Source organism: Mesorhizobium australicum, from assembly GCF_900177325.1.
GTDB lineage: Bacteria > Pseudomonadota > Alphaproteobacteria > Rhizobiales > Rhizobiaceae > Mesorhizobium_A > Mesorhizobium_A australicum_A.
Genome location: NZ_FXBL01000004.1, coordinates 5,373,850 through 5,396,281, shown reverse-complemented (window position 1 = coordinate 5,396,281; position 22,432 = coordinate 5,373,850). Strand labels below are relative to the sequence as shown.

Here is a 22,432-nt window from a genome sequence, read left to right as displayed (position 1 = left end):
TGTCAACGCGCGCTTACTCGAAGATCAGCGACTGATGCGCCGCCGCGCCCGCCATTGCACCGTCCGCGACGGCCAGCGCGACCGTCGGCATCGGCCGCGCGATGTCTCCCGCGGCGAAAACGCCGGGCACATTGGTGTTCTTGCGCTCGTCGACGGAGATGAATGCGCCCATCGGTCCCTCCGCCAGCGTGCAGCCCAGCTGGTGCGGCAGGTCGCTCGAAAGAATGGTTTTCGGCGCCACGAACAGCGCCGCGACCGACGTTGCTGCTGCCCCGGCGACCTGGATCGACAGGCCGTCTTCATGCGAGGAGACGCCCTCGACCCGGCCGGGGACGAGGCTGACGCCCCGCGCACTCAGCTTCGCGGTCTGCTCGGCGTCGGGCGACAGCGCATCGTTGAGGAAGAGTTTTACCGGCCCCCAGTCGGACACCAGCAGCGCCTTCATGAAGGCCATCGGCTCCGTCGCCAGCACACCGAACGGCCCGTCGCCGAACTCGTAGCCATGGCAATAGGGGCAGTGGATGACGCGGCGCCCCCATTCGCCGGCGAGGCCCGGAATATCCGGCAAGGTGTCGCTGACGCCGCCGGCAAGGACCAGCCTGCGCGCCGACAGGGCGTTGCCGCCGGCGAGCCGGAGGGAGAAGTCGCCTGCCTGCCCCTCGGCTGCCTCGACGATACCGTCGACGATTTCAGCGGTCGGGTAGTCGAGCAACTGGCGGCGCGCCTCTCGCAGCATGTCGGGAGGGGTCGCGCCATCGCGCGTCAGGAACCCGTGCGAGTGCGAGGCGAAGCGGTTGCGCGGCAGGCCGGCGTCGACCACGACCACTCTGCGCTTGCCGCGGGCGATCTGGAGCGCGGCGGACAGGCCGGCAAAGCTGCCGCCCACGATTGCAACGTCATACTGCATGTCTGTTCTCCTTGTAGGCGGCGATGCCTTCGCCGCATTCGGTGGCGATGTCGGCGAGCGTCACGCGCGCCAGTTTCGCCGCCAGCAATTGCTCGACCTCGAGCCGGAAGCCGTCGAGGTGGCGGTTGACGGACCTCTCGACGAGACAGCTCGGGTTTTCCGGTTGCGTATTGATCGACAGGAAGCTCTCCTCCAGTGCCGTGGCCACATCCGCCAGCGAGATTGACGTGGCGGGCCTCGCGAGCGTCCAGCCGCCGCCATGTCCGCGCGCGGCCGAGAGGATGCCCGCCTCGCGCAGGCCTGCCACCATGCGCCGCACGACCACCGGATTGGTGTGCAGCCACCCGGCGATCTCCTCCGAGGTCATCGGTTGGTCGGGCACCTGCGCCATGTGCACCAGCGCGTGAAGGGAGGCGGAGAGTCGCGAGTTGCGTTTCATGTAACTTTAATAGTTACGAATCATCGACCCGTCAAGCTTCCCAATTCCGGCGCGGCGTGGTCAAAGTCGGCGCCATGGCCTTCACGCTTCGCCAGCTGCAGTATTTCGTCGCCGTCGCCGAGCAGGGCGGCGTGTCGCGCGCGGCACAGATCCTGTCGATCTCGCAATCCGCGGTCACCGAGGCGATCAAGGAACTGGAGACGGATCTCGGCGTGAACCTGTTCGAGCGCCATCCGCGCGGCCTGAACATCACCCACAAGGGTCACCAGTTCCTGCGCCATGCGACGAAGATCCTGGCCGACGTCTCCGACGCGCGCCGCACCTTCTCCGGCGAGGCGGAGCAGGCGTCGGGGCGCCTTCAACTCGGCGTCACGTCGCTGGTCGCTGGCTATGTGTTGTCCGACCTGCTGGCGCGCTACCGCCGCGCCTTTCCAGGCGTCGAAGTTACGGCCATCGAGGACAATGGCGACTATCTCGAGCACCTTTTGGTCGGCGGCGAGCTCGACATAGCGGTGATGGTCATCTCCAACCTGCGCGACCGCATGGCGCTGCAGGCGGAGATCCTCGAAACCTCGCCCTACCGCCTTTGGCTGCCGCTCGGCCATCCGCTGGCGACGGCCGAGATCATCTCTCTGGCCGACGTGGCCACCGAGCCGCTGATCATGCTGACCATCGACGAGATCGAGGAGAACACGGGCAAGCTGCTCATGGCGCTGGGCGCCCGCCCGCATGTCGCCTTCCGCACGCGCTCGGTCGAGGCGGTACGCAGCCTGGTGGCGACCGGGGCCGGCGTGGCGCTCCTGCCCGACCTCGTCTACCGGCCGTGGTCACTTGAAGGCGACCGCATCGAAAGCCGCGACATCTCCGGCGCCCTGCCGGTCGTGCAGGTCGGCATGGTGTGGCGCCGCGGCCTCGGCCTGCAGCAATCCGCGCGCGATTTCATCGGCATCGCGCAGGGGCAGAGGACGTTGAGGCAAAGGTGAGGCTGAGCCTCGGGTAATTGGCCTCATCCGGGTTCGATGTTAGAGTGCCGCCATGAACCAGCCGTTCCGATCGCCGGACCTGTCGATGACGACGCAAGCCGCCGAAGGCCTGCCGCGCCGGCGCTGGAGCGTTGCCGAAATCGAGGAGGCGACGCGGCTCGGGCTGTTCGATGAGGACGAGCGCTTCGAGTTGATCGGCGGGGAGATCGTGCCCATGAACTCGAAGGGCATTCAGCATGAGGTCATCAAGGTTGCTCTCACGCTTTATTTCGCGGATATTCGCCCGAGAGAGATCATTTTCGCCCAGGAAACCACTTTCCGCTTGAACGAGGACACATTCGTCGAGCCCGACTTCATTTTCTTCCGCAAGTCCGATGGTCTCGCTGCGCTCAATCCGCGAACGGCGCTCCTCGCGGTCGAGGTTGCTGATTCCAGCCTGCGGTGGGATTTGGGGCGCAAAGCGCGCATCTATGCCGACTTCGGCATTCCGGAACTATGGGTGGTCGACGCGCTGTCGCGGGTCATTCACGTCCACCGCCAGCCTCGTCTCGAAGGATATGGCGAAATCAGTCAGCATGCGGAGACGGACAGGATCATGTCCACTTCGGTGCCCGGCATCGCGCTTACGCTGTCCGAACTAGAAACATTCTAACCACACCAACTGCAACGGCCCGGCATAAGCGTTCTCGCGCGCTTTGATATCGGAAATACCGATATCACCGTTCTGTATAATGAAATTGCGAACGGACACGGTTATGGCACTCTTCATACAGGGTCCAAGCCGCCGATGAAGCGCGGCCCCTGATCAATGGGAGAATTCGGCATGAAGTCGCTTTTGAAGACATGCACCGCCATGACGCTGGCCGTCGCCTTCGCGGCTCCGGCCTTTGCGCAGGTGAAGGAGATCGGCGCCGGCGAGGGCCAGCTCAACATCGTCGCCTGGGCCGGCTATATCGAGCGCGGCGAGACCGACAAGGCCTTCGACTGGGTGACCAAGTTCGAGGCCGCCACGGGCTGCAAGGTGAACGTCAAGACGGCGGCCACCTCGGACGAGATGGTCGCGCTGATGAACGAGGGCGGCTTCGACCTCGTCACCGCCTCGGGCGACGCGTCGCTGCGCCTCATCGCCGGCAAGCGCGTGCAGCCGGTCAACATCGACCTCGTGAAGAGCTGGTCGACGATCGACGACCGCCTGAAGGACGCGCCCTGGCACACGGTCGACGGCGTGCACTACGGCGTGCCGTACATGTGGGGGCCGAACGTCCTGATGTACAACACCAACGTCATCAAGACCCCGCCGACCTCGTGGAAGGTCGTGTTCGAGGAGATGACGCTGGACGACGGCAAGACGAACAAGGGTCGGGTGCAGGCCTATGACGGTCCGATCCACATCGCCGACGCCGCGCTCTACCTGATGACGCACAAGCCGGATCTCGGCATCAAGGATCCCTACCAGCTCACCGAGGACCAGTACAAGGCGGCGCTGGACCTCCTGCGCCAGCAGCGGACGCTGGTCGGCCGCTACTGGCACGACGCCTTCATCCAGATCGACGACTTCAAGAACGAGGGCGTCGTCGCCTCCGGCTCATGGCCGTTCCAGGTCAACCTCCTGAAGAGCGAGAACCAGCCGGTCGCCTCCGTGTTCCCGGAAGAGGGCGTCACCGGCTGGGCCGACACGACGATGATGCATGTCGACGCGGCGAACCCGAACTGCTCCTACATGTGGTTCGAGCACCAGCTGTCGTCCAACCTGCAGAGCGACCTCGGCGTCTGGTTCGGCGCAAACCCGTCGGTGCCGGCCGCCTGCACCAACGGCAGCGGCATGTCGACCAAGGAAACCTGCACCGCGAATGGCATGGACAATTTCGAGAAGGTGAAGTTCTGGACGACGCCGACCTCGAAATGCGCCACCCAGGGCGATGCCTGCGTGCCGTATTATCGCTGGGTGTCGGACTATATCGGCGTCATCGGCGGCCGGTGATCCAGGGATCCTGCCGGACGGGCGCACTCCGTCCAGCACCCCTCATCCGACCTCACCTGCGCTAACGCTCCGGTTCGGCCACCTTCTCCCACAAGGGGAGAAGGACAGGCGCGCCCCTCCCTTCTCCCCTTGTGGGAGAAGGTGGATCGGCTGAAAGCCGAGACGGATGAGGGGTGTTCGTTGGCCACAACCTAGACAGGACCAATGAGCCCAGCCGTCTCCTTCGCCAAAGTCTCGCGCCACTTCGGCTCCGTCCGCGCCGTGGACGCGGTCGACCTCGAGATCGCGGCCGGCGAGTTCTTCGCCATGCTCGGACCCTCCGGCTCCGGCAAGACCACCTGCCTGCGGCTCATCGCCGGCTTCGAACAGCCGACGTCCGGCCATATCGAGATCTTCGGCGAGAACGCCGTCGGGGTTCCGCCCTACCGGCGCAACGTCAACACCGTCTTCCAGGACTATGCGCTGTTCCCGCATCTCAATGTCGCCGACAACGTCGCCTACGGGCTGATGGTGAAGGGTGTGGCGCGCGAGGAGCGCCGCCGCGCGGCGGAAGAGGCGCTGGCGCTGGTCAAGCTGCCCGGCTACGGCGCCCGCAAGCCCGGCCAGCTCTCCGGCGGCCAGCGGCAGCGTGTGGCGCTGGCGCGCGCGCTGGTCAACAAGCCGCGCGTGCTCCTGCTCGACGAGCCGCTCGGCGCGCTCGACCTCAAGCTGCGCGAGCAGATGCAGGAGGAGCTGAAGTCGCTGCAGCGAGAGCTAGGCATCACCTTCGTCTTCGTCACCCACGACCAAAGCGAGGCGCTGTCGATGGCCGACCGCGTCGCCGTCTTCAACGACGGCAGGATCATGCAGGTCGGCAGCCCGCAGGAGATCTATCGCCGGCCGGCCACCCGCTTCGTCGCCGATTTCGTCGGCTCGTCCAACATCCTGCCGCCAGACTTCGTGCAGCGCTATGCCGGCCAGCGGCGCTGGGGGAGTCTGCGGCCGGAACAGATCCGCATCTCGGCCGGGACAAGCGGCGACGGCGTGCCCGCACAAGTGGTCGCGCTCAACTATCTCGGCGCCGGAACGCGCGTCGCGCTCGACGCGGAAGGGTTGCGGCTCAACGCGGTGGTCGATTCCGGCGGCGCGCTGCCTGAGCCGGGCGACACGGTGGTGCTCACCTTCAACCGCGACCATGTGCATGTGATGGAGGGCGAGGGGTGAGCGCTCCCGTATCCATCATGGCTGACGCCGCCCTCCCCCGCTCAGCCGCCCCCGCCATCCTCGCCGGCCGAGGCGGCGTCTTCGGCACGTTGTCGGACTGGGTGTGGCGGCATCCCAGGATGTTCCTGTTCCTGATGCTGACGCCGCCCGTTCTGTGGCTCGGCATCATCTATCTCGGCTCGCTGTTCGCCCTGCTTTTGCAGAGCTTCTTCTCGATCGACGAGTTCTCCGGCCTGATCAACCGCGAGTTCACGCTCAAGACCTATGGCGAGCTATTCAGGCAGCAGAACATCGACATCTTCGTGCGCACCATCCTGATGGCGGCGCTGGCCACCATCGCCTCGGCGATCATCGCCTTCCCGATCGCCTACTACGCGGCGCGCTATGCGAAGGGGAAATGGAAGGCGGCGTTCTATCTCGGCGTCATGCTGCCGCTGTGGTCGAGCTACCTGGTCAAGGTCTATGCCTGGAAGCTGATCCTCGCCAAGGAAGGCATCCTGAACTGGATCTTCGCCAAGCTGCACCTGACCTGGCTTCTGGAGGCCTGGCTGTCGCTGCCGATCGTCGGCGGCAATTCGCTCTCGGTCTCCTACACCGGCACCTTCCTCGTCTTCGTCTATGTCTGGATGCCGTTCATGATCCTGCCGATGCAGGCGGCCCTTGAGCGCGTGCCGGCGAACCTGATCGAAGCGTCGGCGGACCTGGGCGCCGCGCCGCGCCAGACGTTCCGGAACGTGATCCTGCCGCTCGCCATGCCCGGCGTCATCGCCGGCTCGATCTTCACCTTCTCGCTGACGATGGGCGACTACATCATCCCGCAGATCGTCGGCACGTCGCGGCTGTTCATCGGCCAGGCGGTCTATGCCCACCAGGGCACCGCCGGCAACATCCCGCTCGCGGCGGCCTTCACCGTGGTGCCGATCGTGGTGATGGGCTTCTACCTCTGGTTCGCCAAGCGGCAGGGGGCGTTCGATGCGCTGTAGGTTCGCAGACGCTCGGCATTTCGCGGCGCCCCCTCCACCACGCTTCGCGTGGTCCCCCTCCCCCGTGAACGGGAGAGGATCGGCAGCGCGGCCGGCATATCCTCCCCTGCGAAGCGGGGGAGGGGGACCGCCGAAGGCGGTGGAGGGGGCGCATGCGAAGATCCTGACAGGAGCACCCCATGCGCTTTGACCGCGGCCAACGCTCGCCCCTCGGCCTCAAGATCGCCGCCGCCGCGGGCCTCCTGTTCCTGCACCTGCCGATCCTCTTGATCTTCGTCTACGCCTTCACCACCGAGGAGAAGAGCTACCAGTGGCCGCCGCCGGGCTTCACCACGCAGTGGTTCGCGGTCACCTGGAACCGGCCGGACGTCTGGCAGGCGCTGACGCTATCGGTGCAGGTCGCCTCGATCTCGACCTTGATCGCGCTCATCCTCGGCACGCTGTGCGCGGCGGCGATCTCGGGTACGTCCTTCTTCGGCCGCGAGGCGATCTCGCTGCTGGTCATCCTGCCGATCGCGCTGCCGGGCATCATCACCGGCATCGCGCTGCGCTCGGCCTTCAGCCTGGCGGAGATCCCGTTCTCGTTCTGGACGATCGTGCTCGGCCACGCCACCTTCTGCGTGGTCGTCGTCTACAACAATGCCGTCGCCCGCTTCCGCCGCACGTCGGGCTCGATGATCGAGGCGTCGATGGATCTCGGCGCGGATGCGTTCCAGACCTTCCGCTATGTGATCCTGCCCAACATCGGCACCGCGCTGGTGGCGGGCGGCATGCTTGCCTTCGCACTGTCTTTCGACGAGGTCATCGTCACCACCTTCACCGCCGGCCAGCAGCAGACCTTGCCGATCTGGATGCTGGAGGAACTCGTGCGGCCGCGGCAGCGGCCGGTCACCAATGTCGTCGCCATGGTGGTGGTGCTGGTCACGTTCCTGCCGATCCTGGCGGCCTACTATCTCACCCGCGAGGGCGACCAGATCGCCGGGGCTGGGAAATGAAACGGGTGAATGGTGAATGGTGAATAGTGAATGAAAAGAAGCCGACGTCGTACCCGCTTTCCGACCATTCACCATTTTACCATTCACCATTCACCGATCGACAACGGGAGAGACCCATGCAGACCGAAATGCTGATCGGTTCGAAGTTCGAAAAGGGCACGGAAGCCGACGAGACGATCTTCAACCCGAAGACGGGCGAGACGATCCTCAACCTGCCGGAAGCCTCGCAGGGCCAGATCGAGGCGGCGGTCGCGGCGGCCGACAAGGCCTTCGTCGACTGGTCGCGCACGACGCCGGCCCAGCGCTCGGGCTACCTGCTGAAGATCGCCGACCGGATCGAGGCCGAGGCGGCGGAGTTCGCCGCGCTCGAGGCGCTCAACTGCGGCAAGCCGATCAATGCCGTGCTCAACGACGAGCTGCCGGCGATCGTCGACTGCTACCGCTTCTTCGCCGGCGCGGTGCGCGGCATGCCGGCGGTGTCGGCCGGGGAATACATGCCCGGCATGACCTCGATGATCCGCCGCGACCCGATCGGCATCGTCGCCTCCATCGCGCCGTGGAACTATCCGCTGATGATGATGGCCTGGAAACTGGCGCCGGCCATCGCGGGCGGCAATACGGTGGTGTTCAAGCCGTCGGAGCAGACGCCGCTGACAGCGCTGAAGCTGGCGAGGATCCTCGTCGACATTCTGCCGGAAGGCGTGGTCAACGTCGTCACCGGCCGCGGCGAGACAGTCGGCAACGCGCTGATCAACCATCCCAAGGTCAACATGATCTCGATCACCGGCGACGTGGCGACCGGCAAGAAGATCCTTCAGGCGGCGTCGAAGACGGTGAAGCGGACGCATCTCGAACTCGGCGGCAAGGCGCCGGTGATCGTGTTCGACGACGCGGACGTGGATGCGGTGGTGAACGGGCTGCGCGCCTTCGGCTACTACAATGCCGGACAGGACTGCACTGCCGCCTGTCGCGTCTATGCCGGCAAGAAAGTCTACGACAAGCTGGTCGCCGACCTGTCGTCGGCTGTCTCGACCATCAAGTTCAACCGGCCGGACGACACCGAGAACGAGATCGGCCCGCTGATCTCCAAGCGCCAGCGCGACCGCGTCGCCTCCTTCGTCGAGCGGGCCTCGGAGCTGAAGCACATCGAGATCACCACCGGCGGCAAGCCGGGCGAAGGCGGCGGCTACTTCTATACGCCGACCGTGGTGGCGGGCGCGCTGCAGGAGGACGAGATCGTGCGGCGCGAGGTGTTCGGGCCGGTCGTTTCGGTGACGCGCTTCTCCGACGTCGACGAGGCGGTCGCCTGGGCCAACGACAGCGACTACGGCCTCGCCTCCTCGGTCTGGACGAAGGATGTCGGCCGGGCGATGGCAACGGCGGCGCGGCTGCAATACGGCTGCACCTGGGTGAACACGCATTTCGCGCTGGTCAACGAGATGCCGCATGGCGGCGTCAAGCAGTCCGGCTACGGCAAGGACATGTCGCTCTACGCGCTGGAGGACTACACCGCCGTCCGCCACGTAATGATCGCGCATGGGTGAGGAGAGGTTCGCGAAGCGAACGAAAAGCCCCTGAATGGGCCTTTCGAGCGACGAACGCCCGAGGCCATAGCCGAGGGCCGGGTTGGGCGATACCCAGCTCTTCGTTATGGCTCAGGGCGTTCGACTGCTATGAAAGGTCCACCGGACCTTCCATTTCGCCTCCGGTGAACCGCAGTCTCACCCCCTCACTTGCGATTTCTAAGACTTAGACTGCGGCTAAGGTCTTGAAATCGCTTTCTCTCCCTCAAGGGGAGAGATGCAGCGCGGTGCCTGCACCGCGTGCATCGATTTTCGCCCGTTTCCCACTAACCCCTTGTTCCCATTAGCGCCCGAGATAATTCCATCCCCACCCCTGCCAGCATGCCCGAAACTATGTCCGGTCAAACGGGAGCCGGTCATGGGCTGGAGGGCGAAGGCGGGGAGGCAACAGGCGGTAAAGGCGAGGATCGTCATGCGCCTGTTCTCGATCGCCGACATGGCCGAACAGGCCGCCGGCCGCTCGTTCTGGGTCCGCTGGTGCGTGCTGTGGGCCGCCTGGCAGGCCAATGCGCTGTTGAGCGCCTATGTCGAAGGCACGCTTCGGAGCTTCGCGCGCAGACCCTGGACGCCGGTCATGATGCCGGCAGGCTTCGGCAGCCATCCCTTCGATGCCGAGGACATCGCGGACTCTCTCAGGGCATTCGGCCTCTACATGCAGGCCATCGCGGCGCAGCTGTGCCGGCTGTCGTTCCTGCATCGTGGCCAGGCGTCTGACGAGGCCGGCAATCAGGGCGCCGCGATCGACAGGCTCGGCGCGTTCATCGAAAGGCTCGCCATATCCGCCGCCGTTCCGGTCGAGTTCTGCGACACGTCCTGAAAAGCACGTGTCGTGCCCTTATCGCAGTGTCATCGCAGATGAGATAGGCCTTCCCTTGCACGGGGAGGACAATCGCGCGCGCCGTCATTCCGGGGCCGCGCAGCGGAACCCGGAACCCAGAGCGCCGGGCAAGCAGGCAGTTCACCGACTGTGGCGACCATGTCGGAGCGCGCAGATCGGGATAATGCACCAGCGTTGGCGCGCTGGATTCCGGGCTCCGCTGCGCGGACCCGGAATGACGGACAGTGAGGGCACGCCCAGCCTTCGAAAGCTCGCGCCGCCCCTCATCCGCCCTTCGGGCACCTGTGCCGGGGCGAGCCGCTTGTCTCGCCCGTCCTTCGGACCCCCGTGAACGGGGAGAAGGAAGCGTCAGGCGGGTCGAGCCTGCTGCTCCGGGTCACGTCGCTGCCCCTGCTGCAAAGCCTGGCGGGGCCGCCGAATGGCATGGCGCTTGCTTTGTTTTCCCGGGGGGAAAGGATCAAGGGGCACGTCATGTCAACCACCACTGCTGCGCCCGTCGAGGGCAACACGCTATTTCCGATCGTCCTGTCCATCGTCGCCGCCGCGGCGACCGGTGTGCTTTGGGCCTATGCCAATCCGATCCAGCTCGTCCCGGGCGTGATCCAATGGCGCATTTTCGCGTTTCTCCCACCGCTGGTGGGCATCCTGCTCGGCTGGAAGAGCGGTTTCATCTGCGGCTATCTCGGCACGATCGTCTGGTCGCTGCTGGCCGGCACGTTCATTCCGGCTCATTCGCTCATCGTCGACGGCATCATGGTCGGCCTGACCGGCCTCGTTCCGGGCCTGATGTTCGACCCGGCGAAGCAGACCTTCGACCGCGCCGTGCTGATCAAAATCGCGGCAGTCTGCCTGATCGTCGGGCTGGTCATGGTGGCGGCGGTCTCCGCCAGCCTCGCCTATCTCGGCATCTTCCCGTTCTGGTGGGCGATGGGCTATCTCGGCCTGTCGGACATCGTCCCGATGCTGATCGGCACGCCGCTGCTCGTCATCCCGGCCTACAAGATGCTGAAGAGCGCCCTGCCCGGGGGCTTCAAGCGCTTCTGAAGCAGGCCGTGCTTACACTTAAGGATGTCACCGTCGGCTTCGGCGCGGCCCCTGTCCTGACAGGCGCCGCGCTGGACCTGACGGCGGGCGAGCGGCTGCTGGTCTGCGGCGCGACAGGGTCGGCCAAGTCGACGCTTCTGTCCGTCGCGTCCGGGATCATCCCGCGCCTGGTCACCCCCGCCCAATTCGCGGGCGAGGTGACGATCGAGGGGCAGCCGGTCGCGCGCATGGCCAAGGACGATCTGTTCGCGCGGATCGGTCTGGTCATGCAGAGCGTCGAAGAGCAGTTGTGGGACCTCGGCGTCGAGGACCTGATCGCCTTTCCGCTGGAGAACCGCGGCGTGGCGCGCCGTGAAATCCGCGCGCGCACCGATGCGCTGCTGACACGCTTCCATCTTGATGCGCTGCGGGGACGGCGCGTGCTGACGCTCTCGGGCGGCGAGCGCCGCATGGTGGCCATCGCGGCCGCGATGGTGCTGTCGCCGCGCCTGCTGGTGCTCGACGAGCCGACGACCGGGCTCGATCCGGCGGCCCGGCGCAGGCTGACGGATACGCTGGCAGAGACGGTGGAGGCGGGTGCGGCCCTCCTGGTTGCGGAACAGGATCCGGCAGCGTTCGAGGCAATCGCGACATCGGTCCGGTTCCTGGCCGATGGCGCCGTGTCGGAGCGGCTCGCCTTCCGCGATCTGGTTGGCGACGAACGGCCGTGGCGCCGCGCCGGGGTGCTGCCGCCGCGCCGGCGACGGTCGCCGCTGCCGGCGCCCGCTCCCGGGGGCGAGCTTCTCGAGGTGCGCGACGTCACGACCGCGCTACGCCGCGCCGACGGCCAGCCGGTGCTGGACGGGGCCGGCCTGTCGATCCGCGCCGGCGAGGTGGTCGGCCTGATCGGCCGCAACGGGGCCGGCAAGACCACGCTGTTCCAGACCATTCTCGGGCTTGCGCCGATCGCGCGCGGGCGCGTCGCGATCGAAGGTGTCGACGCAAGCGGCTGGACCGTGGCGCGACGTGCCCGCAGGGTCGCCTACCTGCCGCAGAACATGCGCCGCATCCTGTTCAACATGACGGTGACGGAGGAGGTGCTCTTCGCCATCACCGCCGGCCGGCCGGGCGACGATGCGGCCCGCGCGGCGGCGCAGGCGGCGCTCGACCGCTACGGACTGGGCGCCCTGGGCGAGGCCAATCCTTTCGCACTGTCGGCGCGCCAGCAGGCGCTGCTCGGCCTTGCCTGCGCCGACGCCACCGGTGCGGCGGTCGCGATCCTCGACGAGCCGCTTCTGGCGCGCGACATCGCCGGACGCGCCATGCTCGACCTCTTCATCCGCTCGATGACGGAGGCGGGGCGCGCGGTGATGCTGATCTCGCATGACCTCGACCTCATCGACGAGGTGTCGACGCGCACGCTGCTGCTCGATGATGGGCGGATCGTCTTCGACGGCACGAGCGCGCAGGCGTGGCGGTGCGCCGCTTTCCACGCGCTGGGCTGGCCGGCGCCGGCCTTCCTGCCGAACGGGATGGCCGCATGAGCCGCGTCCACGATGTCAATTTCTTCGTCAAGCTGGCGGCCGCGTTCGCGATCATGGCCGTCGCCTGGTTTCTGCCCGACTGGCGCAGCTCGCTGCCGCTGGCCCTGGTCACGATCGCCCTGCTGGCGGTGTTCCGGGTCCCTGGCCTCCGCGCCTACCTGAAGGGCGCGTCGCTGCTGGTGCTGCTGGTGATGGCGAGCTGGATCGTCAACCTGACGATCCAGGGCGAGAGCCTGACGGATGCGCTGGGGACGTCGCTGTCGATGGCGGCGCGGCTGGTGACCACGACGGCGGTATTCTTCTTCGTGATGGAAACCAGCACGCCAGGTTCGATCCTCGCGGCGTCGAGCGCGGCCCGCCTGCCGCCCATCGCGACGCTCGTCCTGTCGCTGACCTTCGGCATCATCCCGATGCTGCGCAACGATTTCGAGCGCATCGCCAACGCCCAGCGTGCCAGGGGCATGGAGATCGACGACGTATCCTTCGTGATGCGACTTCGCTTTGCGCTGGCGCGCGGCGTGCCGCTGCTCATCGAGGCGGTGCGGCTCGCGCATGCGATCTCGCTGTCGCTGTCGATCTACGGCTTCGACCTGTCGCGCAAGCGCACCACGTGGCGCGAGGTTGGGCTTCTCGTCGACCATCGTCTTCCCAGGACCGGACAAACATGACCAACGCACTCTCCCCCGTCACCGACCAGAGCTGGAGCGTCGACGTCGCCGGTCTGACGGTCGAGCTGCCGATCGTTGCGATCAAGCCGGACTTCGCCATCTCGCTGATGATGGTGATCGACCTCGGCGTGCGCTTCGGCGCCCATGTGGGGGCGAGGCTTGCCGAGAAGCTCGCGCCGCTCGAACCGGAGATCGTCGTCGGCGCCGCGACGCTCGGCATCCCCGTCGCGATCGAAGTCACCCGCGCGCTGGGGCTGGACGACTATGTCGTCCTGCAGAAGTCGCCGAAGCTGCACCTCGCCGACGCGCTGAGCCAGACGATCGCTTCGATCACGTCGAAGGGCGAGCAGCGGCTGCTGCTCGACCGCCGTTCGTTGCCGCTGCTCGCAGGCAGGCGCGTGGTGGTGGTCGACGACGTCGTCGCCTCGGGATCAAGCCTCAAGGGGTCGATCGACCTCGTGCGGGCGGCCGGCGGCAACGTGGTGGGCGTGGGCGTCATCCTCACCGAGGCCCGCGACTGGCAGGAGAAGCTCGGCGAGGATGCGAGGCTGATCCGCAGTCTCGCCCATATCCCGCAATTCACGCAGACGGATGGAAGCTGGACGCCGATCCCGCACACCTTCCTCTGAGCCTCGGCGGCCTCACATCTCGAAGGTCGCGATCACCGGCACATGGTCGGAGGGGCGGTCCCAGCCGCGGGCGTGGCGCAGGACCTCGATACCCTTGAGCTTCGGCGAGAGGTTGGCGGAGGACCAGATGTGGTCGAGCCGGCGGCCGCGGTCGGAGGCTTCCCAGTCTGCGGCGCGGTAGCTCCACCAAGTGTAGATCTTCTCCGGCTCGGGAATGGCCTGGCGCATCAGGTCGACCCAGCCGCCGCCGGTGCGCATCGATTCCAGGCCGGTGGTCTCGACGGGCGTGTGGCTGACGATCTTGAGCAGCTGCTTGTGCGACCAGACGTCGGCTTCGAGCGGCGCGATGTTGAGGTCGCCGACGAGGATCGACGCCGAGGCCTCGCTTTGTTCGGCCGTGACCAGCCGCATCTCTTCGATGAAGTCGAGCTTGTGGCGGAATTTCGGGTTGATCTCCGGATCGGGCTCATCGCCGCCGGCCGGCACATAGAAATTGTGCAGCAGGACGTTCAGCCCGCCGGCCTGGAAGATCGTCGAGAGGTGGCGGCAATCGCCCTTGGCGCAGAAGTCGCGGCGCTCGACCAGCTCGATCGGCACGCGCGAGATGGTGGCGACGCCGTGATAGCCCTTCTGCCCGCTGATCGCGACATGCGCATATCCGGCGTCATGAAAGGCCTGGTAGGGGAAGAACTCGTCCGGACACTTGATCTCCTGCAGGCACAGGATGTCGGGCGCATAGCGGCGCAGGAGCTCCGTCACCAGCGGCAGGCGCAGGCGAACGGAGTTGATGTTCCAGGTGGCGAGCGAAAACGTCATGGCGGATTCCGGCAAAATCGCGCGGAACCTGCCAGCCGGAACGGCTCAAGACAAGAAAAGGATGCGCCTTTCCAACGGAAAGCCGCGGACCTCAGCGCTGGCCCATCGCCTGGTTCTTGTCGGACACGTCGCGATAGTCGATCTCGAAGAACTTCGGATCGAGCTTGATGCCGGACTGCACGTTGAAGATCATCACCGTGGTGTCCTTGCCCTGGGCGTCGGTAATGGTCCACTGGCGCAGGTCGCTGCTCTTCGGATCGAACATCATGGTGATGCGGGAATTGCCGAAGACCGACTTGTCGGCGAGCACGATGGTGGTGAGGTCCGGATCCTCGGTGACCTTCTGCACGCGGCTGCCGGAGAGGTCGATCCGCTCGTCGAGCAGCAGCTTCAGCGGGGTCTTGGACAGCGGGTAGAGGTCGGCGGTCTTGAGCTTGGTGTTGCTGATCACGACCGACTTGCCGTCGGCGACGACGCGGTAGGCGGACGGCGCTTCGTAGTTGAAGCGGATCTTGCCCGGGCGCTGGATGAAGAACTTGCCGCCGGTCTTCTCGCCGCGCGGGCCGAACTGGACGAACTCGCCAGCCATGGTCTTGATGCCCGAGAAATGGTCGGCGATCTTCTGGGCGGCCTCCGAGGCGGCATATGCGTTCGCGACCGGAGCCATCGGCGCATGCACGGTTCCCGCCAGACCTGCCACGAGGCCGGCGATCGAGAGGACGGCACCGAGGCGGACCACTTGCCTTGCCGCGCGCTGCGCGAGAGCGAGGGCCTGATTGGGTGCGGTGTTCATCTCTTCCGTCTCCTGTCGTTCGTCAGTGCGGTTAGGATTCCAGTTGGGCTTTAGTTGGGCGCGACTGCGGCAGCCTGCAAGCGGTCGCTCACGCCGCGATCACATCTTGTCCTTTTCGGTCGGCACCAGGATCTCGCGCTTGCCGGCATGGTTGGCGGGACCGACGATGCCTTCCTTCTCCATCTTCTCGATGATCGAGGCGGCGCGATTGTAACCGATGCCAAGCCGGCGCTGGATGTAGCTGGTGGAGACCTTCCCGTCCTGCAGCACCACGGCCACGGCCTGGTCGTAGGGATCCTCGGATTCCTCGAACACGCCGGAAACGCCGCCGCCCGCCGATCCGTTCCGGCCGCCGCCATCCTCGTCGTCGTCGCCGTCGTCCTCGGTGATGGCGTCGAGATACTGCGGCACGCCCTGCAGCTTGAGATGGCTGACGACCTTCTCGACCTCGCCGTCGGAGACGAAGGGGCCGTGGACACGCTGGATGCGGCCGCCGCCGGCCATGTAGAGCATGTCGCCCATGCCGAGCAGCTGTTCGGCGCCCTGCTCGCCCAGGATAGTGCGGCTGTCGATCTTGGATGTGACCTGGAAGGACATACGGGTGGGGAAGTTCGCCTTGATCGTGCCGGTGATGACGTCGACCGACGGGCGCTGGGTGGCCATGATGACGTGGATACCGGCGGCGCGCGCCATCTGGCCGAGGCGCTGCACCGCGCCTTCGATGTCCTTGCCGGCGACCATCATCAGGTCTGCCACCTCGTCGATGATGACGACGATGAACGGCATCGGCTCGAGATCGAGCTCCTCCGTCTCGTAGATCGCTTCGCCGGTCTGGCGGTCGAAGCCGGTCTGCACCGTGCGCTTGAGCGTCTCGCCCTTGGCCTGGGCTTCGGCGACGCGGAGGTTGAAGCCCTCCTGGTTGCGGACGCCGAGCTTCGCCATCTTGCGATAGCGGTCCTCCATCTCCCGAACGGTCCACTTCAGCGCCACGACGGCCTTCTTCGGCTCGGTGACGACGGGCGTCAGCAGATGCGGGATGCCGTCATAGACCGACAGCTCGACCATCTTGGGGTCGACCATGATCAGGCGGCACTGGTCGGGCGTCATGCGGTAGACCAGCGACAGGATCATCGTATTGATGGCGACCGACTTGCCCGAGCCGGTGGTGCCGGCGACGAGCACATGCGGCATCTTGGCGATATCGACGGTGACGGCCTCGCCGTTGATCGTCTTGCCGAGCGCCAGCGCCAGCTTGTGCTTCGACTGCTCGAAGTCGCGGCTGGCGAGGATCTCGCGCAGGTAGACGGTCTCGCGCTTGGCGTTGGGCAGCTCGATGCCGATGGCGTTGCGGCCTGGGACGACGGCGACGCGGCAGGCGATCGCGCTCATCGAGCGGGCGATGTCGTCGGCGAGACCGATGACGCGGCTCGACTTGATGCCGGGCGCGGGCTCAAGCTCGTAGAGCGTGACGACCGGGCCGGGGCGGACGTGGATGATCTCGCCCTTGACGCCGAAGTCTTCCAGCACGCCTTCGAGCAGGCGGGCGTTCTGCTCCAGCGCGTCCTTGGAGAGCGCGGGATCCTTCGCGACGTTCTTCGGCTCGGCGAGGAAATGGATTGGTGGCATCTCGTAGCCGTCGCTGGACAGCATGGACGGCTGTGCCTCGCGTTTGGCGCGGGTACCCTGAACAGGTCTGGCCGCGGGCGCTTCGACGCGTACCGCACCCGGGCGGGTGGCCGGCGCCTGGCGCGCGACCGGGGCGGCGATCTCCTCGGGCTCGGCGAACTCCGCCTCGTCGTAGTGTTCCGCGAACTCCTCCTCCGCCTCGAAATGTGCCGGCGCGGCCGGCTGCGCGTCGAAACCGGGTTCGATGCGCTGCGAGGAGCGGACGGGCAGCGCCTCGCGGCGCGCGGTTACGGCCGGTTCGGCCCGCCGCGCTTCCAACGCGCGGCCGAAGTGGCGGCGGACCCAGGCGCGGCCGGAGAGCCACCAGTGAGCGATGGCGCCGAGCGCCAGCATCCCGCCGCTCTGCTCGTCGTCCTCGTCCTCGGCATAGAGCTCGTCGTCCTCTTCGGCCGCCTTGCGCGACGACGCCGGGCGGTCCTGTGAGACGGCCTGCCTGCCGGTGATACCGGAGGCGAAGGCGAGCAGCCAGAGCGCAGGGCCGGCGAGCACGACGGCGATCAGCATCGCCGCGATGCCGGTCGGATAGCCGCCGAGCGCCAGCGAGGGCAGCTTGAGCACCACGTCGCCGAAGACGCCGCCAAGGCCGGAGGGCAGCGGCCAGCTCGCGGGTGGCTCGATGCAGCCGGTGATGCCCGCCGTCAGGATTGACGCGCCAAGCCATGCCGGTGCGCGCTTCGGCAAGCGGTCGATGCCACGGGCGCAGAGGAGGAGGATGCCCCAGGCGAGCAGCGGCAGCAGCGTGATGAGCGCGCCGAGGCCGAAGAATTGCATGGCGATGTCGGAATAGACCGCGCCCGGATAGCCGAGCGCATTGGTGACCGGGTTGTCGGTGGCGTGGCTGAAGGACGGGTCCTGCACGTTCCAGGTCGCCAGCGCGCCGACGCCGGCGGCGGACAGGAGGATGAGGGCGAGGCCTCCCAGTCGCTCCGCCTGCCGGCGTGCAAAGGCCGCTAGGCCTGCGCCACTGTCCATCAGGGCGGAACTGGTCGGGCTGCTGGAGCGCATGGATAACCCCGTCTTGATCACGCGAATGCGCACCGGAATAAGACGGCGCGCAACGTGGACGAACCTATCGACGGGAGGTTAAGGGGCCATTAACCATGCGCCCCACGTTGGGGACCAAGGGCGTGCTTCTCACCCGGGGAGATTATCGGCCGGGCACGCGGCAACACACACGGTTTCCTCCCAGGGAGAGGGGATATGGTCCATTGTTGCGCACGACGCAGTATCCGCCACCCTGCTGCATCAGATCGCCGCCGCTCGTCGTCGCGATGCATTTCGTGTTCACCTCGGTGTATCCCGAAGTACAAGCCGAGAGCGCGACATAGCCTGTCGTCCCGGGCTGGACGACAGTCGACACGGTATTCGTATCCAAGCACTGGAGCGCGGTTGCCTGTGGCGGCGCGAAGTAGCCGAGCACGTCGACGATGTAATTGACGGCCGTTGTGGACTGGATCGATATCTCGTTGGTGCAGGTGCGGCACGACTTCACGATCATATCGCCGCCCGAGCTGATTCCGGCGGTGTAGAACAGGGAATTGCCGCTCTGGAACGGGGTCCCGTTCTCGAAGATGCGCATCGTGCCCGTTCCGGCGGGACTGACGACGCTCACCCGCACCGAGAAGGCGGCGACGAAGCTCGGAATACCGCAATTGGTCGAGCCGTCGCCATGCGCATAGGTGCCGTTGCCGCCAAGGCCAGCATAGGAGCTGATATCTTCCACATCGATTTCGCGCACGGTGTTGGCGATCGTCGGTGTGCTGTTCTGGAGAGAATTCGCAACCCGGCAGCGACCCCACGGGAGCGGCGTGTAGGAAACGTCGGCCGTAGTGGAGCCAATCACCTGCGGTGCCACTGACGAGTTGCCTATGGTCGGTGGCGGCTGCAGTGGGCTGTCCGGAACGTAGCCGTTGAGTGCAGCGTGCATGCCATCAAGCGTCGACATCGTGGTGGCCCGCATCACATTGGATTCATCCGCGATGGCGATGAATTTGGAGAGCTTCGACGACCAGGACGCAACATTGCCTTTCGGGGTTTTCGCCACCTCGTCGCGCCACCTGGCCACGAGGTCGCGGGCGATTGTGGCACGTTGAGCGGTGCCGAGAGCGGATGGCGGGCTCGGAGACGTGGTCTGTGCGTGAGAGGAGACAACCGCGGAGAAGGCTCCAACGGCAAAAGCGATAGTTGCGAATAGTCTCATGGTCTTCTCCGACAGGAGTGACAATCTCCGCTCTGCCGCGGGGTCAGGAAAGCACCGTCCGGTTGGCTGAAAAGACGCCAGCGATGCGCCACCAGGTTCGATGACTGTCGAATGGACTATGTAGCAATCACAAACCTTACGCAAGGTAAGCAAAGCATCGGCAACATGAGTTGAAGCACACACGAGAAAAAGCCCGGCCGGAGCCGGGCTTGAGTTGCGATGGCCGAGGCCATCGTCCGGGAGGACGCCGGCGCGGGCGATGCCGCGCCGGGATGTCTCGACTTACGAGTGGTAGGCCACTTCGCCGTGCGAGGTGAGGTCGAGGCCCTGCTGCTCGGCCTCGACGGTCGGACGCAGGCCGACGATCAGGTCGACGATCTTGTAGAGGATCGCCGAGCCGATGCCGCACCAGACGATGGTGATCAGGACCGCGATGATCTGCGAGTAGACCTGGCCGCCCATCGAGACGCCATCGGCATAGCCGATGCCGCCCAGCGAGGTGGAGGTGAAGATGCCGGTGCCGATAGCGCCGACAATGCCGCCGACGCCGTGGATGCCGAACACGTCGAGCGAGTCGTCATAGCCCATTTTGATCTTCACGACGGCCACGAAGTAGTAGCACACCGCGCTGGCGATCGCGCCGAGGAAGATGGCGCCGACGGGGCCGATCAGGCCGGCCGCCGGAGTGACCGCCACGAGGCCGGCGACGACGCCCGAAGCCGCGCCGAGCATCGAAGCCTTGCCGCGCATCAGGCCTTCGATGACCACCCAGGCGACGATCGCGCCGGCGGTGGCCGTGAAGGTGTTGATCATCGCGAGCGCCGCGCCGCCATTGGCTTCGAGGTTGGAGCCGGCGTTGAAGCCGAACCAGCCGACGAAGAGGATCGAGGCGCCGACCATGGTCAGCGTCATCGAGTGCGGAGCCATGTTGTCCTTGCCGTAGCCCAGACGCTTGCCGACGAGGATCGAGCCGACGAGGCCCGCGATGCCGGCATTGATGTGCACGACCGTGCCGCCCGCGAAGTCGAGGGCTGCGATACCGCCGGCATGGGCGCCGGTGAAGATCAGGCCGCTGGCATCCCAGACCATGTGGGCGATCGGGAAGTAGACGAAGGTCACCCACAGGATGACGAACAGGACCACGGCGCGGAACTTGATGCGCTCGGCGAAGGCGCCGACGATCAGGGCCGGCGTGATGCAGGCGAAGGTCATCTGGAAGGCGATGAAGACATATTCAGGCAGCACGAAGCCGTCCGAGAAGGTCGCCGCGGTGCTGTCGGCGGTGACGCCGGAGAGGAAGACCTTGGCAAAACCGCCGAAGAAGGCACCGGTGCCGCCGCCGAAGGAGAAGGAGTAGCCCCACAGGACCCAGACGATGATGACCACCGCGGTGATCATGGTGCACTGCATCAGCACGGACAGCATGTTCTTGGCGCGCACGAGGCCGCCGTAGAAGAGTGCGAGGCCCGGCAGGATCATGAACAGGACGAGGATGGTGGACACGAGCATCCACGCCGTGTCGCCCTTGTCCATGACGGGCGCGGCCGCCTCGGCCGCGGGGGCAGCCGCCGGCGCGGTTTCCTGTGCGAAGGCGGCGAGGGTGCCCATCGCTCCCAGGGCGAGCGCTCCGAGCGCCGCCGTGCGCGCCATCGGCGCAATTCGTTGCATTATAGTCATGCTTCTCTCCATGAAATCGGGATTGGCGGCTTAGAGCGCGTCGTTGTCGGTTTCGCCCGTGCGGATGCGCACGGCCTGCTCGATCGGGTAGACGAAGATCTTGCCGTCACCGATCTGGCCGGTCTTGGCCGCGCCGGAAATGGCTTCGACGGCCTTCTCCGCCATGTCCGAGCTCACCGCGATCTCGATCTTGAGCTTGGGGAGGAAGCTCACGGCGTATTCCGCGCCGCGATAGATTTCCGTGTGCCCCTTCTGACGCCCATAACCTTTGACTTCGGTGACGGTCAGGCCCTGGATCCCGACGGCGGTCAGCGCTTCGCGAACCTCGTCGAGCTTGAACGGCTTGATGATTGCCATCACGATTTTCATTAGGCTTCACCCTTCACTAGTGCGGGTCCCCCGCGTTTTCGTCCATCGCCGGCGCCCGAAGACGGCGGAGACTGACGCACGAGGATTCAAGGTCCGTGCCAACTGGCGCGGAGGCCGCATAAAACGATGAAATCCTTGTCAATGCGCGCAGCCATCAAAGCTGCCCGCTTTTTGTGCAAGCAGGCTCTGCCTAAAAAATAGGCATATATTAAGAAATGCTTACTGCTTCTGCTTGGTTCGCAGGCGGATGAGTCCCTCCTGTGCAACGGAGGCCACCAAAGTGCCGTCGCGCGAATAGAGGGCGCCGCGGGTGAAACCGCGCGAGCCGGAGGTCGAAGGACTGTCCTGAGTATAGAGAAGCCAGTCGTCGAGCCTGTCCGGACGGTGGAACCACATCGCGTGGTCGAGGCTCGCGGCCTGGATGTCCGGGTCGGCCAGGATCCGTCCGTGTGCGAAGGTCGACGTATCGAGCAGCGTCATGTCGGACAGGTAAGCGAGGACCGCTGCCTGGACGCGGCGGTCGTCAGCCACCTCCTCCTTGACGCGCACCCAGATGTTCTGGCGCGGGTCGAGCTTCTCGCGGCTGGTATAGTGCTCCAGATCCACAGGCCTGAGTTCGATCGGCCGCTCGCGCCGCCAGAAACGCGCGATGCCGCTCGGTATCCGATCGCCGAACCGCTCGATGATCTCGCGCTGACTGAGCAACTGGTCGGGGTCCGGCACGTCGGGCGGCGTCGGCATCTGAAAATCCAGCCCTGCCTCGTCGAGCTGGAAGGAAGCTTCGAACGAGAAGATCGCCTGACCGTGCTGGATAGCAGTTACGCGGCGGGTGGCAAAGGAACTGCCATCGCGCAGCCGCTCGACCTGGTAGATGATGGGGATCGACGGATCGCCCGGCAGCATGAAATAGCAATGCAGGGAGTGCACGTAGCGCTCCTTCTCGACGCAGCGCTGCGCTGCGACCAGGGCCTGTGCGATCACCTGGCCGCCGAACACGCGTTGCCAGGACGTGTCGGGGCTGCGACCACGAAACAGATTGTGTTCCAGCTGCTCGAGTTCGAGAATGGATTGTATCGACTGCGGGTCGGCCGTCATGGGTGCTGCTTCCGCGGGCA

The 22,432-nt window shown here is 66.0% G+C and carries 21 protein-coding genes; 12 read left to right on the top strand and 9 right to left on the bottom strand.

What is annotated here, in order from left to right; all coding sequences use genetic code 11:
* Positions 1 to 13 precede the first annotated feature (13 nt).
* The gene (locus B9Z03_RS29070) at positions 14 to 907 is read right to left on the bottom strand and encodes an NAD(P)/FAD-dependent oxidoreductase (RefSeq protein ID WP_085467442.1); all 894 of its coding nucleotides are present in this window, start codon (positions 905 to 907) and stop codon (positions 14 to 16) included.
* On the bottom strand, positions 897 to 1,346 hold the full coding sequence (locus B9Z03_RS29065) for an RrF2 family transcriptional regulator (RefSeq protein ID WP_085467441.1): 450 nt from the start codon (positions 1,344 to 1,346) through the stop codon (positions 897 to 899). Before B9Z03_RS29065 ends, B9Z03_RS29070 begins: the two co-directional genes overlap by 11 nt.
* A 74-nt stretch (positions 1,347 to 1,420) precedes the next feature.
* Between B9Z03_RS29065 and B9Z03_RS29060 the strand changes: the two genes are divergently transcribed.
* The 12 genes from B9Z03_RS29060 (at position 1,421) to B9Z03_RS29005 (ending at position 13,776) form a co-directional block, all read left to right on the top strand.
* On the top strand, positions 1,421 to 2,329 hold the full coding sequence (locus B9Z03_RS29060) for a LysR family transcriptional regulator (RefSeq protein WP_085467440.1): 909 nt from the start codon (positions 1,421 to 1,423) through the stop codon (positions 2,327 to 2,329).
* Between the two features lie 52 nt (positions 2,330 to 2,381).
* Entirely contained in the window at positions 2,382 to 2,981 is a 600-nt protein-coding gene (locus tag B9Z03_RS29055) for a Uma2 family endonuclease (protein WP_085467439.1), read from the top strand.
* A 171-nt stretch (positions 2,982 to 3,152) separates the two neighbouring features.
* Positions 3,153 to 4,310: an ABC transporter substrate-binding protein gene (locus B9Z03_RS29050; RefSeq protein WP_085467438.1), complete on the top strand. Its 1,158-nt coding sequence runs from the start codon at positions 3,153 to 3,155 to the stop codon at positions 4,308 to 4,310.
* 204 nt (positions 4,311 to 4,514) lie between these two features.
* Entirely contained in the window at positions 4,515 to 5,513 is a 999-nt protein-coding gene (locus B9Z03_RS29045) for an ABC transporter ATP-binding protein (protein ID WP_085467437.1), read from the top strand.
* 17 nt (positions 5,514 to 5,530) lie between these two features.
* Positions 5,531 to 6,496: an ABC transporter permease gene (locus B9Z03_RS29040; RefSeq protein ID WP_085467436.1), complete on the top strand. Its 966-nt coding sequence runs from the start codon at positions 5,531 to 5,533 to the stop codon at positions 6,494 to 6,496.
* 179 nt (positions 6,497 to 6,675) lie between these two features.
* Entirely contained in the window at positions 6,676 to 7,491 is an 816-nt protein-coding gene (locus tag B9Z03_RS29035) for an ABC transporter permease (protein WP_085467435.1), read from the top strand.
* Between the two features lie 116 nt (positions 7,492 to 7,607).
* Complete coding sequence (locus B9Z03_RS29030) at positions 7,608 to 9,035, top strand: gamma-aminobutyraldehyde dehydrogenase (protein WP_085467434.1); 1,428 nt, start codon at positions 7,608 to 7,610, stop codon at positions 9,033 to 9,035.
* A 397-nt stretch (positions 9,036 to 9,432) separates the two neighbouring features.
* Positions 9,433 to 9,891, top strand: coding sequence for a hypothetical protein (locus B9Z03_RS29025; protein ID WP_139832430.1), 459 nt, complete (start codon positions 9,433 to 9,435; stop codon positions 9,889 to 9,891).
* Between the two features lie 492 nt (positions 9,892 to 10,383).
* Positions 10,384 to 10,956 carry an aminotriazole resistance protein gene (locus B9Z03_RS29020; RefSeq protein ID WP_085467432.1) on the top strand — a complete coding sequence of 191 codons (573 nt, stop codon included), beginning with the start codon at positions 10,384 to 10,386 and terminating at the stop codon, positions 10,954 to 10,956.
* A gap of 8 nt (positions 10,957 to 10,964) precedes the next feature.
* A complete protein-coding gene (locus B9Z03_RS29015; protein WP_085467431.1) occupies positions 10,965 to 12,479 on the top strand; it encodes an ABC transporter ATP-binding protein in 1,515 nt (504 codons plus the stop codon).
* Positions 12,476 to 13,147, top strand: a complete 672-nt coding sequence (locus B9Z03_RS29010; protein ID WP_085467430.1) for an energy-coupling factor transporter transmembrane component T family protein — start codon at positions 12,476 to 12,478, stop codon at positions 13,145 to 13,147. Before B9Z03_RS29015 ends, B9Z03_RS29010 begins: the two co-directional genes overlap by 4 nt.
* Positions 13,144 to 13,776, top strand: coding sequence for a phosphoribosyltransferase family protein (locus B9Z03_RS29005; RefSeq protein ID WP_085467429.1), 633 nt, complete (start codon positions 13,144 to 13,146; stop codon positions 13,774 to 13,776). The genes B9Z03_RS29010 and B9Z03_RS29005 overlap by 4 nt, the downstream gene beginning before the upstream one ends.
* A gap of 12 nt (positions 13,777 to 13,788) precedes the next feature.
* On the opposite strand, the gene B9Z03_RS29000 is transcribed toward B9Z03_RS29005, so the two are convergent.
* From B9Z03_RS29000 to tesB, 7 genes are all read right to left on the bottom strand, one after another.
* Positions 13,789 to 14,592 carry an exodeoxyribonuclease III gene (locus B9Z03_RS29000; protein ID WP_085467428.1) on the bottom strand — a complete coding sequence of 268 codons (804 nt, stop codon included), beginning with the start codon at positions 14,590 to 14,592 and terminating at the stop codon, positions 13,789 to 13,791.
* Between the two features lie 91 nt (positions 14,593 to 14,683).
* Complete coding sequence (locus tag B9Z03_RS28995; protein WP_085467427.1) at positions 14,684 to 15,385, bottom strand: outer membrane lipoprotein carrier protein LolA; 702 nt, start codon at positions 15,383 to 15,385, stop codon at positions 14,684 to 14,686.
* Between the two features lie 99 nt (positions 15,386 to 15,484).
* Positions 15,485 to 18,076, bottom strand: coding sequence for a DNA translocase FtsK (locus B9Z03_RS28990; RefSeq protein WP_085467426.1), 2,592 nt, complete (start codon positions 18,074 to 18,076; stop codon positions 15,485 to 15,487).
* Between the two features lie 142 nt (positions 18,077 to 18,218).
* On the bottom strand, positions 18,219 to 19,115 hold the full coding sequence (locus tag B9Z03_RS28985; RefSeq protein WP_139832429.1) for a hypothetical protein: 897 nt from the start codon (positions 19,113 to 19,115) through the stop codon (positions 18,219 to 18,221).
* Positions 19,116 to 19,553: 438 nt separating this feature from the next.
* On the bottom strand, positions 19,554 to 20,948 hold the full coding sequence (locus tag B9Z03_RS28980; protein ID WP_085467424.1) for an ammonium transporter: 1,395 nt from the start codon (positions 20,946 to 20,948) through the stop codon (positions 19,554 to 19,556).
* A gap of 30 nt (positions 20,949 to 20,978) precedes the next feature.
* Positions 20,979 to 21,317 carry a P-II family nitrogen regulator gene (locus tag B9Z03_RS28975; protein ID WP_085467423.1) on the bottom strand — a complete coding sequence of 113 codons (339 nt, stop codon included), beginning with the start codon at positions 21,315 to 21,317 and terminating at the stop codon, positions 20,979 to 20,981.
* A gap of 219 nt (positions 21,318 to 21,536) precedes the next feature.
* Positions 21,537 to 22,412, bottom strand: a complete 876-nt coding sequence (tesB, locus tag B9Z03_RS28970; RefSeq protein WP_085467422.1) for an acyl-CoA thioesterase II — start codon at positions 22,410 to 22,412, stop codon at positions 21,537 to 21,539.
* Positions 22,413 to 22,432: the final 20 nt, after the last annotated feature.